Consider the following 13,246-nt stretch of genomic DNA (forward strand, 5'->3'; position numbering starts at 1 on the left):
CAGCGAACGTTCCATGATCAAGTGTGATCTGCGTCCATTACGCGGGCAGTACGGCCAACGCCAACGCCTCCAACTGCCACATCACCACGTCGACCCCCTCCCCCAGCGGCTGGATCAACACGTGGTCGGCGCCTTCGTCCAGGTGCGCCCGTACCCTCGCCTCGATCTCTTCCACGTCGCCCCACGCCACGATCGCGTCGACCAGCTCATCACTGCCGCCGTCGACAAAATCCGAGTCACCGAACCCGAGCTGGCGAAGGTTGTTCACATAGTTGGGCAGGCCCAGATAGAACGACGTGTGCTCCCGGGCGACGGCCCGTGCCTGCGCAGCGTCCGTAGCCAGGTAGACAGCCTGCTCGGGGATGACCAGCTTGTCGGGGCCGAGGATCTGCCGGGCCCGCCGGGTGTGCCCGGGCGGTACGAAGTACGTGTGCGCGCCGTCGGCCCGGTCCCGCGCCAATTCCAGCATCCGCGGCCGCAGCGCCGCCAACACCCGCGGCGGCCTGGGCCGATCAACAGACGCCAGGTCCATGCCGTCGAGGTAGGCCCGCATCCGCTCCAGCGGCCGCTCGTACACCTGCCCGGTCCGCGCGACCGCCGGGGCGTGGCTGACGCCGATGCCCAACACGGTCCGCCCCGGCCAGGCTGCCTCCAGCGAGGCCGCGGCGACCTGCATCGCCGCCGGATGCCGCGCCCAGATGTTGGCGATGCCGGCCCCGGTCAGGAGCCGCTCGGTCGTACACAGCCACACGGCCTGGTCGACGAAGACGTCGTTGGCGCCGACCCGCTCACCTTCCCAGAGCGACCCGTACCCGAGTTTTTCGACGCGGTGCGCGACGGCGCGCTGGGTGGCGGCGGGCTCGCCGCGGAGCACGCCGAGCCAGGTACCCACGGGCCCCAGCCGCTCTCGGGTCGCCGACACGATCTCGGATGCCGCCATCACTCGCCTCCGGAGACGGAGCGAAGCCTTCCCCACAAACGTAGCGAGACCGGCCGCCACCCGCTCACGTCAGCGCGTCGAGCGCATTCTCGAACGGCGCATCCGTGAAATCACCTTCGTCGATGAAGAGTCGGGCACCGGTCGCCCTGGCCAGCTCCCGCATGCGGCGCAGCACCATGACCGCCTCGTCAAGGTATTCGTCGGCCGGCCCGTCGGGGCGGTTGCGCTCCTCCCACATGTCCACCGAGACGCGGGTGATGCCGGAACCTCCGCTGTACACCGACCACTGGGTGCCGACGCACCGGCCGTCCCAGTTCAACTCGTCGACCGAACCCGGTGCCGCCGCCCGCCGCAACCCGGCCGCTTCCTCGAGCAACGGCTCCAGGGTCGATACCACGGTCTCCCGGTCCATCTCGGCCGGGCGCCACGGCGCCCACCAGGGACGAGCCAGTTCCACAGCGATCATCCAGCTCACGGCGAGGCGACCTTGCGCATCTCGTTGTCGAACTGGTCCCGCAGGTCGTGAGCGGTCGCCGGCGGGATCTCGATTCCGTTCGGGCGCGGCTCGTCGGGCCGCAACAGGTAGTAGACCCGCCCCACGATGTTCGGTATGGGCAGGAAGGGATTGAACGGCGAGGTGAAGCCGGTCAGCACCGGCTGGTTCTCGTTGACCCAGTTCCGATAGGGGGCATGCCCCACCTCCCAGCGGGCCCCGGGCACAGCGCGGCGCAGGCACTCACCGAAGTAGTAGATGACGGCGTCGATGAGGTCGAGCGTCTCGTCCGACCACCAGTACGCCGCGGGAGCCGGCGACCGGCCGTACCACATCGGGACGCGGGTCGGGTCGACGACCTTGTCCTCGTCGCGGAGCCGGAACTGCTTCATGGCCCACTCCCACAACGGGACCAGGCTCTGCCGGCTGAAGTCGAGTTGCTCCGGCGCGGGCCCACCGGTCCCGGCGGCCAGGTCGGCGAGCCACCGCAGCCGGGGCTCCCGTGCGGCCAGGTATCGCTGGAGGTACTCCGCTGCCTCGGTCACGCCCGCCATCGTCGCACCATTCACGTTCCTCGGTTGTCCCCGTCGACGGCTCGGGGCCGGACCCCTCGTCCGGCCCCGAGCCACCCCATCCACCCGCCGGTGGCTATGCCACCGGCGGGTGGATGGTGAACGGGATGCGCTTGCTGCGCAAGCAGTCCAGCAGTTCCTCAATGGGGCCGAGGCTGTTGTACTTGCCGTTCGGCAGGAAGTGCCAGTGCAGCCCCACGAGCTGCCCGTCACCGCGGAGGAACGCGTCCTTCTCGCACTGGCGAATCTGCGCGACGTCCTTGCGCGTGCCCACCTTGACCTCGTGGCCGACCTTGCCGCCCGGGGTGTCCTCGGCGAAGTCGAGCACCCGATACGAGCGGGGGCTCGGCATGCCGGGGGTTTCGAAGCGTAGCTGCGGCGTGCCGGCCCGCCCGGCGAGCAGGGTCTCCTCCAGGTACTTCTCGCCCGCTGCCCCGTTACGCAGGAACGGTACCGCCGGCCCCGCCACGTGGTTGGCGTCCTGCATCGCCTGCGCCAGGAGCTTGAGGTTGGTCCGTTCCCCCTTGGCCAGCCGGATCAGCACAGCCTCGCTGAACCCGCTGGTGATGAGCTTGTCGTAGTCGCCGAGCAGGATCGCCTTCAACGCAAGCGTCTTGACGCTGTCGGGAATCTTGTCGTAGCGCGCGACGAATCGCGCCGTGGCGGCGAGCCGGTGGGTGAAGCGTTGGACGAACTTGGCCGCCTTGCCGGGGATGGCCACCGCGTCGCCCACGTATGGGACGACACCGAGAATGCTCAGCCCGGCGCTGACCCAGTCGCCGTGGATGAGCCCGGCGATGGTGTCGCGGATGTCGGCGAGGCCGCCGAGGATCCAGCCGACCACCGGAATGACGCTCAGGCCACCGGAGCAGAGGTTGCCGGCCAGCCACGCCATGGAGTCGCGGGGCGAGAAGTCACCGGCGACCAGGCCGCGCAGGAAGTCGGTGATGTACGACCACTTGCTGACCTTCTCGTCCGCCCGGGTCGGATCCAGCCCCTGGTCCTCGGCGTGGGCGACCTCGTAGTCGTCGCGGAAGCCGTCGCCGTCACTGTCAGGGTTAAGTGGGTCGGTCCCTTCCTCGTCGACCTCCCGGCCGTCGGTGAGCCCGTCGCCGTCGCTGTCGGGGTTGTGCGGGTCGGTCTCGATCTCGCCCTCGGCGACGTCGGTGAGCCCGTCACCGTCGCTGTCGGTCGGGGTGGGGGTCGGCGGCGGCCCGTCCATGACCCGCACGCCATCGAAGATCAGCCCGCCGGCGGGCACGTCGGGGTTGAGGGGGTCGGTGCCCCGGTTCTGCTCGTCGAGGTTGCTGACCCCGTCGCCGTCGATGTCCTCGGCGCCGTCCGGGATCCCGTCGCCGTCGGAGTCGCTCTTGGCCGGCCAGGTCCAGCCAATGAGGCCGTAGATCTCGGTACGGTCACTGAGGCCGTCACCGTCGCTGTCGGCGACGAGGGGGCTGGCGCCGAGGCGCAGTTCGTGAACGTCGGTCACGCCGTCGGCGTCGTGGTCGCCGGCGTAGGTGACGCCGACCGCGGTCAGCACGGCGAACCCGTGCTCCCAGGCCTCCTCGGCGCGCTTGAGCGCCTGTTCGGGCTTGGCCTTCGCCAGCTCCTTGTCGACCTTGGCGAACTCGTGACGGGCCTTGTCCAGCTCGTGGCGGGCCTTGTCCAAACCGGGTGGTGCGGTGCCCGACAGCGGGCCGTTCGGGAACGGCGCGAGCGTCGCGGCGCCGTCCTGGATCGCCGCGTCGGCAAGCTGCCGGGCGGCGATGAGGGTGCCCACCAGCGCCGCGAGGTGCGCGGTCCGGGCCGGTCCTGCCGGCAGGTCACGCCCGGCGAGCCGCTCCTTGAGGTACTCGATCAGCTCGTCGAGGTTGTCGAACGCGCAGTCGCCGTCGCGCTCGCCGCGCAGCCGCGACCCGTCGAAGTACCGGCTGTCGAGGTCGGCGAGGACGGGCTGGAGGTGCTTGGTGACCACCTTCTCGGTCAGGTGCGGCTTGAGCGCGTCGCCCGACTCGCCGACATAGGTACGGGCGTCCCGCGTGTACGCCGCGCCCGGGATCTTGGCGACGGCCGCCTGCCAGTCGGCGGTCGGCTTGCCCCCGGCGTACGCGGCGGTTGGGTGTGCCATCTGGATGAACAGCGCCGCGACCACGGCGAACGCGACGACGAAGCGTCGGTCCAACCGTCGTATCGCGGATCCGACAGATTGCGCCATGCCGATCCTCCCCGTAACCGTGACTTGCTCCGTGACTTTCTCCGTCACTGGCCGGGGTGGACGCTAACATTGATCAATTGAAATGTATGACGACAAATGGACACCTGGTTTCGCGAATACCGGCGAAATCCACCACGCCAGCGACTGAACAGGAAAAACGGTGCCGGGTTACCACTGCACAAGCGCGCGACCAGCGGTGGCATACCATCCAGGCAGCATGGACACGGAGACTCGACCCGAAACGGAACCCGAAACCGACCGCCGTGCGATCATCCGGGACGCCATCGGCATCGGCGTCGCGACCGGGGCGTACGGCCTCTCCTTCGGCGCCATCTCTGTCGCCTCCGGCCTCTCGATGGTGCAGACGTGCGCCCTGTCGCTCCTGCTGTTCAGCGGCGGCTCACAGTTTGCCCTGGTAGGCGTGCTGGGCGCGGGCGGCACGGCCGTCGCGGCCGCCGGCACGGCGGTGCTGCTCGGATCGCGTAACGCGCTCTACGGCCTGCGGCTGGCGCCGCTGCTGAAGGTACGAGGAATCAAAAAAGCCGGCGCCGCCCAACTGGTGATCGACGAGAGCACGGCGATGGCGGTGGGCCGGGACTCCGGTCGCGCCGCGCGGCTCGGCTTCTGGGCGACCGGCTTATCCGTGTTCGTCCTGTGGAATCTTGGCACCCTGCTCGGTGGGATCGGGGCGCAGGCGCTGAGCAGCCCCGAGGCGCTCGGCCTGGACGCCGCCGTGCCCGCGGCGTTCCTGGCGCTGCTCGCGCCGCGTATGCGCGCCCGCCAGCCGTGGGTGATCGCGCTGACCGCCGCGCTGGTCGCGCTGGCGGCGGTGCCGTTCGTGCCGGCCGGCGTACCCGTGCTGCTAGCCGCCGCCGCGGCCACGGTGCTGGTGTTGAAGGGACGCGCGAAATGATCTGGGCTGCGGTTCTCGCCGGCTCGATCGGCTGTTATCTGCTCAAGCTCGCCGGCCTGTCGGTGCCGCCGAAGGTACTGGAGAACAAGGCGGTCCAGCGGATCGCGGCGGCGCTGCCGGTCGCGCTGCTGAGCGCGCTGATCGTGATCCAGACGTTCACCACGAAGCACGCGCTGGTCGTGGACGCCCGGGCCGCCGGCCTGGCCGCGGCGCTCATCGCCGTACTGCTCCGGGCGCCCTTCCTGGTGATCGTCGGCGTCGCAGCGGCCACCGCCGCGGTGATCCGCTTACTGACGTGAGCGCCTCGGCTGAGGAGGGCGCCCCGCTACGGCTATAGACCGTAAGAGGGGCGCCCTCCTCACAAACAGGGGAAGAACGCAGGCCACAACTCGCCTGCTCGGGGAGTGCCCGGCCACCCACGATGCTGCGGCCTCCCCGAAGGGGAAGGTCAAGCATGACCCTAAAGGTCAAGGTCAACTTCAGGTTTAGCCCAGCGCCGATAGGAAAGTGCCCACTGCCAGTCGCCGTCGAAAGGGTGCGTAGACGATGAAGACGCAGGACAGCGTCGCTCCGGAGTTCCGGTACCTGCGGCCCATGAAGAGGCCGGAGTCGGTGACCTTCCCGGTGTACAAGAAGCTGGAGGACATCCTCGCGCAGGCGACGGAGCACCCGGACAGCGTCGTCGCGCACGCCCTCGCGACCTGCGCCGGCTACTCGTACTCGGATGCGCCGACCCTCGCGATGATCATGGCGCGCCTGGGTCTGGAGACCAACCACTGTCGCCAGATCAGCCAGGTCGTCGATGCGATGTTCATCAGCTCACACGCGTTTCTGGTACAGAGCAAGGACGGCCGGGTGGTGATCCTGTGCTACCGCGGCACGCAGCCGCTGAACTTCATCAACTGGCTCACCGACGCCGACGTGAACCCGGAGAAGGTACCGATCCCGTTCGCCGATCCCCCGGTCGCGTTCGGAATCCACGGTGGGTTCTACCGCAACGTCCGCGCCACCAGGCACGAGGTGATCCACGCTCTGGAACGGGCACTCGACGGCCGGTCGGTGCGCGCCAAGGGCAAGGCCATGCCGTACCCCCTCGAAGCGCTCTACCTCACCGGCCACAGCCTGGGCGCGGCTATGGCGGCGACGATGGCGGTCATGCTGCGCACCGAGCCCGCGTACACGCCGATCGCCCGGATGCTGCGTGCCGTGTACACGTACGGCCAGCCGATGATCGGCGATCCGGCCCTCGCCAAGGCGTGCGACGGCGACGACTTCCTGCGCCACAACCTCATCCGCTACGTCTACGGCAGCGACGTCGTGCCGCAGCTGCCGCCGACCGTGTCCGGCGCGTTCGCCCACTTCGGTCAGGAGCGCCACTGCGGCCCGGGCGCGACGGTGGGCGAGGTCGACCGTCCGACCCAGCAACTGGGCAACCTCACCGGCCTGGTCGTCGCACCGCTCGCGTTCGTCACCCACCAGTTGCGGCTCTTCCGCAACCTGCCGTTCCAGCAGTCGCTGTACGACCACAGCCCCCAGCACTATGTCACCGCGCTGACCCCGGCCGGAGTGAGCAGCGAGTACGGCGACCCGGGATGAGAGTGCTCGGGATCGACACCGGCCGGTACCCGCTGTACGAGGTACACCCGGAGGTGTCGTTCCAGGCGATGGCCGGAAAGGCGCTTCCCCACCCGAAGCACACCTGGGCAGGCGGGAGCCTACGCCGCCGGCTACTGGCCGACGCCGGCATCGATCTTCCCGGCGACCTCGGTGACGCCGGGCGGGGTCAGGCGCTGGCTATTCGGTACTGAAGGTCAGGCGCGTTGCGGCCGCTCACCCACCGCGAACTGCACCCCGCCCTGGGCGTCGACGGCGGCGTCGAGCGCCTTGTCATCGAGGATCTGGGCCGCCTCCTGGTCGAGGAAGAGCCGGGCACCGGCCGCGTCGACCACCTGGTCACCCTCCTGAGGCTCCGGTGCCAGGCTCAACCGGAACGCGCCGGCGGACTCGTCGGTCGCAATGCGCAGGCCGGCCCCCTCCGGCACGCCTTCCTGTTCGGTGAGATCGCGGATCACCGTTGCCGCATTGTCGGTGACAGCAAGCATGGTGTGTACTCCTCACAGGCTTGCGGATCCGGGCGCCCCGCCGTGCGGGCCACGCCCGACGTTCCAGCTGTTCTCCCCCGCACCGAATCCGTCAAACCAGCACGAAAAGAACATCGCCGACCGTATGGCGATGTATCGGTCGCCTGATCCCGACTTGCACCCCGTGCAGAAGGCCGACCGCAACTCGGGCGCGGTGTGCTGGTCGAGACATGTGGCCGTGGCGCACGCCGACCCGAGGAGGACAAGCTGGACCGCTTGACCCTCGCGCCGACGAAGCCGCCGAAACCGCCGCGCCCGCTTCGCGACCCGGTGTTCGCCCCGCTCGCCTTCGCGTCCGTGCTGGTGCTCGGCTGGTACGCCCTCGACCTGGGCAGTCCGCGCGCACAGATGCTCTTCTGCTGGCCGATGATGTCGCTAGCCGACATCGTGCTGTTCGTGACCGCTCGCCGCGTGGCCGCGCTTCCCACCCTGCCGCGCGCCCCGCGCCGGCTCTGGCGCACGCTCAGCATCTCCGGGCTGGTGTTCGCCGTCGGCGACGCCCAGCAGTGGATCATCACCATCCTCCACCCGGGCGCCGTGACGATGATGTCCAACTTGTTCGAGCGGATCTCCTCGGTCGGGGGCGCCGCCCTGGTGGTCGCCGTCATGCTGGGCTACCCGACCGGCGCCACGTCCAGCCGGGCCCGCCTGAAGTACTGGCTCGACGCGGCCACCGTGATGACCGGCGCCAGCGTCGTCGCCTGGTGCCTGGTGATGCGCCCGCACCTGCCCGACGCCGGGGCCGACGGCATGTTCACCGCGGTCGCCGGCTCTGGAGTGCTTCTGGTAGCCACGTTCGCGGGAACCAAACTGTTGCTCAGCGACGTCAGCCCGATCACCCTCGACGCCGCCGTCCCGATGCTCCTCGCGACCGCCGTCCAGGCCCTCTCGGACGCGGTCATCCCCAGCGACCACAACCCGGGCCACCTGCACCTGCACGCGATCCTGCTGTTGGCACCGGCACTGCTGCTGGCGCTCGGCCCCCGCCTCCAGGAGTTACGCGCTCGTCGCGACGAGGAAACGTTCAACCGCCAGAAGGAGCGCCCCTACAGCCCGCTGCCCTACGGCGCCCTCGTGATCACGTTCGGGGTGCTGCTCGTGGTGCTGCCCGACGGGATCGGCAAGCAGGTCTGGGGCGCCATCCTCGGCCTGATCCTCATGGTTGCGCTCGTCGTGGTCCGTCAACTCGCTGTGTTCCAGGAGAACGCGAAGCTCATCAACCGCCTCGACGAGAGCCTGCTCGAGATCAGCCACCGCGAGCACCGGTTCGAGTCGATGCTGCGGCACTCCTCCGACATCATCACGATCGTCGACGCGAGCACCGGCGCCTTCCGGTACGCCAGTCCGGCGCTGGAGACGATTCTCGGCATGGAGGTATCCGCCGCCGCCGGCACGCGGATGATCAACTACCTGCACCCCGACGACCTCGACGCCATCCGTCCACGGCTCGCCGAACTGTCGCGCAAGCCGGACGCCAGCTTCACCTATCAAGCTCGGTTCCGGCACGCGGACGGTTCGTGGCGCTGGCTCGAGGTGATAGCCACAAACCTGACCCACGAGCCGGGCATCGACGGCATCGTCAGCAACGCGCGTGACGTCACCGAGGCGCGCAAGCTACAGGACCTCCTGCGGTACCAGGCCTCACACGACGGGCTCACCGGCCTGCCCAACCGGACGCTCTTCGCGGAGCGGATGCGGGAAGCCGGCACGAACGCCGCTGTCCTCCTGATCGACCTGAACGGCTTCAAGGAGATCAACGACACGTACGGCCACCACGTCGGTGACGGGCTTCTCGTGCACGTCGCCGACCGGCTGCGAGACTGCCTGCGCGCGGGCGACACGGCGGCCCGCTTCGGCGGCGACGAGTTCGCGATCCTGTTGCCCGGCGCGGACGAGGCGGTCGCCGGGCGGGTGGCGGCGCGGTTCCGCGAACTGCTCGACACACCCGCCGAGATCGACGGACTGCTGCTGCCCGTACGCGCCAGCGTCGGTGCCGTCGCGGGCGCCACCGATGACGCCGAGGCTCTCCTGCGGGCCGCGGACAGCCGGATGTACGCCGAGAAGCGGCGGTCCAGGGCCGAAGCGAGCTGAACCCTTCCGGGGTCCCACACCCTGGTCCCTCGCCTCCACAATGGACAGCCGTACGCGCCGCGTGCCGTCGCGCTGACCGTCGCCGCCATGGCGTGACACCGGAGCCGTCGCCCGTCAGTGGTTGACCCAGCCGCTGTCCACGTTCGACGGACAACACGCAACAGTGTGTTTAGATGGTTCGTCGGTGGGTACCTCGGGCCATGATCCGGCCCGGCCTGGGCCGGATCATGGTTTGGAAACCACGCCACGCCATTCGCTCGTCGCGCTCGGCAGGAACACCTGTCCTCGACTGCGCGCTCCCCATCGACTCCGCGCCCCGAGGAGGGTGACACCAATGGCAATCACCGACTACGACGCACCTCGCCGTACCGTCGTCGAACTCGAAGAGGACAGCCTGGAGGAGCTACAGGCCCGGCGCGCCTCCGCGCAGTCACCGGTGCTGGACCTCGACGAGGTGGAAGCCATCGACGGTTTCGAACTGCCCGGCGCCGACCTCTCCAACGAGGAGCTGAGCCTGTCGGTCGTACCCATCCTGGCCGACGAGTTCCGGTGCTCCCGCTGCTTCCTGGTGCACCACCGCAGCCAGCACGTCGCGGGCCCGCAGGGCCAGGAAGTCTGCTCGGAGTGCGCCTGACCGGTGTGCTTTCGGTAGCGCCCGGGTGCGGATGAGTTTCCAACCCCCCGTCAACCGTTTTGAGTAAATATCGTCTGATCTCATGACGAGCGAGTTCGGCAGGACGGCAAACCGGGTGGCGGTCGACGCGGCGCGGGCGAGCCTTGATGATCTGATGGCCTGGGTCGGAGTCGACGGTCTGGTGGCGGCTCTCCGCACCCCGGGACTGCTCGCCGCGATCGACCAGCACGCGGCAGCCGTACGCGACGTGCTCGGTGAGCGCGTCACGGACGCACCGGCGCTGGCCGAGTACGCGCTCGACGTTCACGCCGCCGCCATCGTCGAGGGCCACCTGCTGCCCGACCCGGGCCGGCTGGACTGGTCGGACGCCCCGGCCTACCTGATGCGCCTGGTTGCCGTCTGCGCGCTGGCTGACGTCGCCGACTGCCTCTAACGCACCAACCTGATTCACGAGGGCTGCGACCGTAGGGTCACCGCCCTTTCTTCATTGGTCGGGCCGTATGACCTGCGCCACGGTCGGCCATCGATCACAAAAAAGTAGGGCATACGTCGCGTTCGACGTATGCCCTAATCCATGGGTGGAGCCGAGGGGACTCGAACCCCTGACCCCCACACTGCCAGTGTGGTGCGCTACCAGCTGCGCCACGGCCCCAGCGCCCGTAACTCTCCCGGGCACCCGCGCAATAGTACACACCTCCCGACCGCCAGTCACATCAGAGCCCTCCACCGGCGAGTCGCGCCCTAGTTCAGGGTCGGATCGGGCGGGAAGTGCGCTACGGCCGCCAGCAGACCGCCCTGCCGCTGGAGCACCATCGACCAGAGATCATCCGGGCGGGACGTGAAGGCGTCCCCCGGAAGGGCATCGAACACGAACCACGACCCGGCCTCGATCTCGGCCTCCACCTGACCCGGCGACCAGCCCGCGTACCCGGCGAACACCCGCACCCCGAGCAGGCCGTCGCGGAGCGCGTCCGGGTCGCCGGACAGGTCGACGGTGCCGACGGCGCCGGAGACGCGGCTGAACCCGGTCAGCTCCTCCACGCCGGGACGGGCCCGGGCGAGACAGATGGCAGCCTCCGGCTGCACCGGACCGCCCTCGAACACGACGGGTGGCTCACCGGCGAGCGAGCCCCAGGGCCCCAGCACCTCGGCGACCGGGACCTCGGTCGCCCGGTTGAGCACCACCCCGAGTGCCCCGCCTTCTTCGTGCGCGACGAGCAGCACCACCGTGCGTTCGAAGTTGGGGTCACGTAAAGCAGGCGTCGCGACCAGTAGCCGCCCGGTCAGCGACTCCATCGCCCTCCCCCAGCTCGTCTCCGGCTCATGGTGCTGCCCCGGCTCGCTCTGCATCACTACCCGGCCACGCAGAACTCGTTGCCGCACGCGTCTGCCAGCACCGTCCACCGCAGACCATGCACCTCTTGCTCGCCAAGAACCGTAGCGCCCAGCCCCTCCAGACGTCTGACCTCCACCTCGCGGTCGCCGGCAGGGAAGTCGACATGAGCCCGGTTCTTCCCCGTACGTGGCTCCGGAACCCGCTGCGGCCCCATGGACACGCCGCTGCCATCCTCCGGCTCCAGGAGCAGGAACGCGCCGTAGTCGCCGGTGACGCGGCAGCCGGCGGTCACCATGTGGGGTTTCAACACCATGACTCGCACCCTAGCCTGAGGCTGGCTACCTGTTTAGGGTCATGGTCCGTGACCGGACTAAACGCTACCGCCGGCATCGCGGTGATCGGCGGCTCGGGACTGTACGCGCTCCTCGACGACGCCGAGGAGTACAGCGTCGACACCCCGTTCGGATCGCCGTCGGACCCGATCACCGTCGCCAGCGTGTCCGACCGCCGGGTGGCGTTCCTGCCGCGGCACGGACGCGATCACCGCTATCCCCCACACAAGATCCCGTACCGGGCCAATCTGTGGGCTCTGCGCGCCCTGGGCGCGCGCCAGGTGGTCGCTCCGTGCGCCGTCGGCGGCTTGCGGCCCGAGTTGGGCGCGGGCTCCTTTGTCGTACCCGACCAGCTGATCGACCGTACGAGCGGCCGCGCGCAGACGTTCTACGACTCCGGCGCCGTCCACGTGAACTTCGCCAACCCGTACTGCCCCGTGGGCCGCCGGACGGCCGTCGAGCGTGCCGGCGCGCACGGCATCGACATCACCGACGGCGGCACGATGATCGTCGTCGAGGGGCCGCGCTTCTCCACCCGCGCCGAATCCCGCTGGTACGCCTCGATGGGCGGCACGACCGTCAACATGACGGGCTATCCGGAGGCGGTACTCGCCCGCGAACTGGCCCTGTGCTACACCGCGATCGCCCTCGTCACCGACCTGGACGCCGGCGTTGAAGGTGAGCACGGGGTCACCCAGGAGGAGGTGTTCCGGGTGTTCGGCGAGAACACCGAGCGGATGCGCGGCCTGCTGCTCGACGTCGTGGCCGCGCTGCCCGCCCGGCCCGACTGCGCCTGCCAGCACGCCCTGGACGGCCTGAAACTGCCCGGATCGCCGTCCACTATGGATTAGGTCTCGCCACCGAGATCGGTGGCGTACGCCTCGTGGATCAGGTCAGCGCCTCGCTGGCGGTGGCTGGACAGCGCCCGCAGGAGGTCACTCCCCCAGCTGCGGACCCGCTCCGGATCGGCGTCCACGCGCCGGGCCAACGCCTCCAACGCCGCCGACACGGCTGCGTGCTCACTGCCGAGGCTGTTCACCCGGCGTACGAGTCGCGGCGCGTCGGCCAGCACCTCCGCGTACAGCCCGTCCGGCCCCTCGGTCAACTCGACGTGCGCGGCGAACGCGGCCCGCAGGTGGGGCAGTTCGGCGGCGACCGCGCGCCGCCAGTCCGGCTGGGCCACCGGCATGGTGAGGGCGTACTGGAAGCCCTGCACCGCCGCGAGCAGTTCGGCCCGGTGCCGGAGCACCCTGCGGATCCTCTCGGCCGGCGTCAGCGTTTGCCGCACCGCCATCGGCTCTGCCGCCATCGAGCACCTCCGCTCCGGGCGAGCACGCGTCGCCGTTAATCCAGAGTCGGCCGACGGACACCATCTGTCCAGGGGTCAGACCGAAACGGCCCCGGCACCCAACCGGGTGCCGGGGCCGTCTGTACGGCGTACGCGGATCAGATCGTGAAGCGGCCGACGAGTTGCTGCAGCTCGCCGCTCATGCGGGCCAGTTCCTCAGCGGTGGTTCGCGCTTCGGTGACCCCCTCGCTGGTGGTCTGCGCCGCGGTCGCCACACCCGTGATGTTCGAA

At 69.6% G+C, this 13,246-nt stretch carries 16 protein-coding genes and 1 tRNA gene; 8 read left to right on the plus strand and 9 right to left on the minus strand.

Annotated features, from left to right (window positions below; genetic code table 11):
* Positions 1-37: 37 nt before the first annotated feature.
* From HC028_RS21260 to HC028_RS21275, 4 genes are all read right to left on the minus strand, one after another.
* A complete protein-coding gene (locus tag HC028_RS21260; protein ID WP_168079146.1) occupies positions 38-940 on the minus strand; it encodes a TIGR03620 family F420-dependent LLM class oxidoreductase in 903 nt (300 codons plus the stop codon).
* Positions 941-1,004: 64 nt separating this feature from the next.
* Positions 1,005-1,415 (minus strand): hypothetical protein, encoded by a 411-nt coding sequence (locus HC028_RS21265; protein WP_168079147.1) that lies wholly within the window; start codon positions 1,413-1,415, stop codon positions 1,005-1,007.
* Positions 1,412-1,978, minus strand: a complete 567-nt coding sequence (locus HC028_RS21270; RefSeq protein WP_168079148.1) for a hypothetical protein — start codon at positions 1,976-1,978, stop codon at positions 1,412-1,414. The genes HC028_RS21265 and HC028_RS21270 overlap by 4 nt, the downstream gene beginning before the upstream one ends.
* A 103-nt stretch (positions 1,979-2,081) precedes the next feature.
* Positions 2,082-4,220, minus strand: coding sequence for a hypothetical protein (locus HC028_RS21275; protein ID WP_168079149.1), 2,139 nt, complete (start codon positions 4,218-4,220; stop codon positions 2,082-2,084).
* Positions 4,221-4,437: 217 nt separating this feature from the next.
* Between HC028_RS21275 and HC028_RS21280 the strand changes: the two genes are divergently transcribed.
* The 4 genes from HC028_RS21280 to HC028_RS21295 all read left to right on the plus strand — a co-directional run bounded on the left by HC028_RS21280 (position 4,438) and on the right by HC028_RS21295 (position 6,941).
* Entirely contained in the window at positions 4,438-5,133 is a 696-nt protein-coding gene (locus tag HC028_RS21280) for an AzlC family ABC transporter permease (protein ID WP_168079150.1), read from the plus strand.
* Positions 5,130-5,432, plus strand: a complete 303-nt coding sequence (locus HC028_RS21285) for an AzlD domain-containing protein (RefSeq protein WP_168079151.1) — start codon at positions 5,130-5,132, stop codon at positions 5,430-5,432. Before HC028_RS21280 ends, HC028_RS21285 begins: the two co-directional genes overlap by 4 nt.
* Before the next feature lie 247 nt (positions 5,433-5,679).
* On the plus strand, positions 5,680-6,729 hold the full coding sequence (locus HC028_RS21290; protein ID WP_168079152.1) for a lipase family protein: 1,050 nt from the start codon (positions 5,680-5,682) through the stop codon (positions 6,727-6,729).
* Positions 6,726-6,941: a DUF429 domain-containing protein gene (locus HC028_RS21295; RefSeq protein WP_168079153.1), complete on the plus strand. Its 216-nt coding sequence runs from the start codon at positions 6,726-6,728 to the stop codon at positions 6,939-6,941. The genes HC028_RS21290 and HC028_RS21295 overlap by 4 nt, the downstream gene beginning before the upstream one ends.
* A 3-nt stretch (positions 6,942-6,944) precedes the next feature.
* Here the strand turns inward: HC028_RS21295 and HC028_RS21300 are convergent, their stop codons facing one another.
* Complete coding sequence (locus HC028_RS21300; protein WP_168079154.1) at positions 6,945-7,235, minus strand: HesB/IscA family protein; 291 nt, start codon at positions 7,233-7,235, stop codon at positions 6,945-6,947.
* Between the two features lie 255 nt (positions 7,236-7,490).
* Between HC028_RS21300 and HC028_RS21305 the strand changes: the two genes are divergently transcribed.
* From HC028_RS21305 to HC028_RS21315, 3 genes are all read left to right on the plus strand, one after another.
* A complete protein-coding gene (locus HC028_RS21305) occupies positions 7,491-9,365 on the plus strand; it encodes a sensor domain-containing diguanylate cyclase (protein WP_168079155.1) in 1,875 nt (624 codons plus the stop codon).
* A gap of 334 nt (positions 9,366-9,699) precedes the next feature.
* Positions 9,700-9,999 carry a DUF4193 domain-containing protein gene (locus HC028_RS21310; RefSeq protein ID WP_168079156.1) on the plus strand — a complete coding sequence of 100 codons (300 nt, stop codon included), beginning with the start codon at positions 9,700-9,702 and terminating at the stop codon, positions 9,997-9,999.
* An 82-nt stretch (positions 10,000-10,081) separates the two neighbouring features.
* Complete coding sequence (locus HC028_RS21315) at positions 10,082-10,432, plus strand: DUF6401 family natural product biosynthesis protein (protein WP_168079157.1); 351 nt, start codon at positions 10,082-10,084, stop codon at positions 10,430-10,432.
* Positions 10,433-10,578: 146 nt separating this feature from the next.
* Here the strand turns inward: HC028_RS21315 and HC028_RS21320 are convergent.
* The 3 genes from HC028_RS21320 to HC028_RS21330 form a co-directional block, all read right to left on the minus strand.
* A tRNA-Ala gene (locus HC028_RS21320) sits at positions 10,579-10,651 on the minus strand.
* A gap of 89 nt (positions 10,652-10,740) precedes the next feature.
* Positions 10,741-11,295 carry a YqgE/AlgH family protein gene (locus HC028_RS21325; RefSeq protein WP_168079169.1) on the minus strand — a complete coding sequence of 185 codons (555 nt, stop codon included), beginning with the start codon at positions 11,293-11,295 and terminating at the stop codon, positions 10,741-10,743.
* A 56-nt stretch (positions 11,296-11,351) separates the two neighbouring features.
* The gene (locus tag HC028_RS21330; RefSeq protein ID WP_168079158.1) at positions 11,352-11,648 is read right to left on the minus strand and encodes a VOC family protein; all 297 of its coding nucleotides are present in this window, start codon (positions 11,646-11,648) and stop codon (positions 11,352-11,354) included.
* Between the two features lie 48 nt (positions 11,649-11,696).
* Here HC028_RS21330 and HC028_RS21335 point away from each other — a divergent pair, with 48 nt between their 5' ends.
* Positions 11,697-12,518, plus strand: coding sequence for an S-methyl-5'-thioadenosine phosphorylase (locus HC028_RS21335; protein ID WP_168079059.1), 822 nt, complete (start codon positions 11,697-11,699; stop codon positions 12,516-12,518).
* Here HC028_RS21335 and HC028_RS21340 read toward each other — a convergent pair.
* Entirely contained in the window at positions 12,515-12,976 is a 462-nt protein-coding gene (locus tag HC028_RS21340) for a hypothetical protein (protein ID WP_168079159.1), read from the minus strand. The genes HC028_RS21335 and HC028_RS21340 overlap by 4 nt on opposite strands.
* Between the last annotated feature and the right edge of the window lie 270 nt (positions 12,977-13,246).

It is taken from the genome of Planosporangium flavigriseum (assembly GCF_011947225.1).
Classification (GTDB): domain Bacteria; phylum Actinomycetota; class Actinomycetes; order Mycobacteriales; family Micromonosporaceae; genus Planosporangium; species Planosporangium flavigriseum.

Coding starts and splice junctions, on each gene's coding strand:
- HC028_RS21260 (WP_168079146.1), bottom strand. CDS start 940: ATGGCGGCATCCGAGATCGTGTCGGCGACCCGAGAGCGGCTGGGGCCC.
- HC028_RS21275 (WP_168079149.1), bottom strand. CDS start 4,220: ATGGCGCAATCTGTCGGATCCGCGATACGACGGTTGGACCGACGCTTC.
- HC028_RS21280 (WP_168079150.1), top strand. CDS start 4,438: ATGGACACGGAGACTCGACCCGAAACGGAACCCGAAACCGACCGCCGT.
- HC028_RS21285 (WP_168079151.1), top strand. CDS start 5,130: ATGATCTGGGCTGCGGTTCTCGCCGGCTCGATCGGCTGTTATCTGCTC.
- HC028_RS21290 (WP_168079152.1), top strand. CDS start 5,680: ATGAAGACGCAGGACAGCGTCGCTCCGGAGTTCCGGTACCTGCGGCCC.
- HC028_RS21295 (WP_168079153.1), top strand. CDS start 6,726: ATGAGAGTGCTCGGGATCGACACCGGCCGGTACCCGCTGTACGAGGTA.
- HC028_RS21300 (WP_168079154.1), bottom strand. CDS start 7,235: ATGCTTGCTGTCACCGACAATGCGGCAACGGTGATCCGCGATCTCACC.
- HC028_RS21310 (WP_168079156.1), top strand. CDS start 9,700: ATGGCAATCACCGACTACGACGCACCTCGCCGTACCGTCGTCGAACTC.
- HC028_RS21315 (WP_168079157.1), top strand. CDS start 10,082: ATGACGAGCGAGTTCGGCAGGACGGCAAACCGGGTGGCGGTCGACGCG.
- HC028_RS21325 (WP_168079169.1), bottom strand. CDS start 11,295: ATGGAGTCGCTGACCGGGCGGCTACTGGTCGCGACGCCTGCTTTACGT.
- HC028_RS21330 (WP_168079158.1), bottom strand. CDS start 11,648: ATGGTGTTGAAACCCCACATGGTGACCGCCGGCTGCCGCGTCACCGGC.
- HC028_RS21340 (WP_168079159.1), bottom strand. CDS start 12,976: ATGGCGGCAGAGCCGATGGCGGTGCGGCAAACGCTGACGCCGGCCGAG.